General features: G+C 44.4%; 2 protein-coding genes. One reads left to right on the top strand and one right to left on the bottom strand.

Annotated elements, in window-relative coordinates:
• Positions 1-212: hypothetical protein (locus ACRBG0_RS10270; protein WP_431486807.1), on the bottom strand; the 212-nt coding region annotated here is incomplete at its 3' end.
• Between the two features lie 312 nt (positions 213-524).
• On the opposite strand from ACRBG0_RS10270, the gene ACRBG0_RS10275 reads away from it, so the two are divergent.
• On the top strand, positions 525-1,196 hold the full coding sequence (locus ACRBG0_RS10275; RefSeq protein WP_431486808.1) for a gliding motility-associated C-terminal domain-containing protein: 672 nt from the start codon (positions 525-527) through the stop codon (positions 1,194-1,196).
• Positions 1,197-1,880 lie beyond the last annotated feature (684 nt).

Genomic DNA, 1,880 nt, shown 5'->3' on the forward strand with positions numbered 1-1,880 from the left:
AGTTGCTTAACGGTATACTTATTGTGGGCCAAGTTCTGTTGAACAGATTCCTCCACTAACTCCAACCATTGCTGATCTTCCTCAAAAAAAACAGGCCTTGATGAAGACGTCGCTCGGCCAGCCGTAGAGGTGGCAAGTAAGAGTGCAAATCGTTGCTTAGCAAGCAGAGAATAAATCTTCTCTCCTAAATGAAGTTGAATTGGTGTTGTCATGATAAGTAGATTGAATATGGTGTAATACATCTGTATATGTCCATGAGTGGGCTAGAGGTAAGTGAAAAGTGAGTTTTTTTATCTTTTTCTACTGACAGCCAAATCCTTATATAGAATAACATACCCAGAGAAAAGACTAACCAAGCTCTTTATTCGGTGTTTTGCATCTCTTTTCAAGCACTTTCTCAAGATGCGTCAGACAACTGGCTAGACTATTTTTCTTACCCTGAGCCAAGCTAGCAATCTGCTCATTTGCACGTCTCACTTATCTCTCTTAAATTGTAACTGCTTTTTAAGAAAAAACACCAACGCATGCTCTTCTCACGCGCACACTTCTTCCTCGTATTATTATTCGCCTCCTTTGGTCTTTCCCTTCAGGCGAGCAGTATAGATAGGTTTCCAGACTTGGTGGCCAGCCCTGATACGACAACCTGCCCCGATGACTTTTTGATTGACCTGGGGCCAGATATCAGAATCATTTATGGGGAAGATATCGGGATTTACCTTTCAAGCAACCGCTCCATGGATGGAGATGAGCAATGGATGTGGAGCGACCCCACGCACCTATCATGCCTATCGTGCCCTACCCCGATCTACTCACCTACCGAAAGCACCTTGCTGACGCTCTCCATTATCGACGGTGATGGCTGCATCGCTAGTGCCAAATTGTTCGTGGAGGTTATTCTGAAAGATGACATCTTTGTTCCCAATGCTTTTTCCCCTAATAATGATGGCGTGAACGATGTACTCGTCGTCTATACCGGATCAAGCATTGCGCAAATTACCCGCTTGCGCATTCTCAATAGTAATAGAGATGTCGTTTTTGAACAATACAATTTTCGTGGCAACGCTAACAACATCGGCTGGGATGGCCGATACAAAGGAGAGCTCCAGAACCCCAGCGTATTTGCCTACGTCTTGGAGGTAGAACTCGTTGATGGAAGTCTACAGCAATTGACGGGTACTATTGCATTGGTGCGTTAAGAGCGAGTGGAAAAAGAGAAGTAAATTAGTTTTCATGGGGAATTTCTGGTTTCCCACAAATTCAGGGATTATATCCTGAGGAATTGATACGCGCTTCTTGTTCATCACTTAAAGCGTTTATCGAGACTGAAGGAGTTTGTGGGCCCTGCCAGTGTCCTGTTTCGCGTTGCTGCTCAGGGCTTGGCACCACGTCGTCCGTTTTGCTTTGCGCCACTCCCACCGCTGGTCCTCCTCGCTCCGCTGCGGCGGCTCCGCGCCTGTTGGGCGCTTCGGAAATCAACTTCCTCCTCGGTCCTCTTTCGCGAAGGAGGAAGGCGCGGCAGGAGTGCGTGTGGTTATGAATATTGAAAAGGAACCGGACTAAACAAGCTCGAATTGTAGTCTAACTCAATTCAGAAAAATGATAAACTAATCAATAACAAGATAGCTCCTATCAATTGCAGAATTCTTCCTAAGATTACTAGTAGTTTAGAAATTTTAGTAACAGCGTCAACTTGTTCTTGGTTAAGAAGACTGTTGTTATCCAGACCTATGAATACCCTGAAATCTTTATTATTCACAAGTAGCTCTCCTACAACAAATAAGACAGCAGAGAAAGCAATATACAGTACAACATAAAGTCCTATCATGGGCGCGCTCATCCTTTAATGGGTTAAGTTTTTTGGCGGTGTGTCAGATGTAATG

This window comes from Lewinella sp. (genome assembly GCF_050633125.1).
Lineage (GTDB): Bacteria > Bacteroidota > Bacteroidia > Chitinophagales > Saprospiraceae > Lewinella.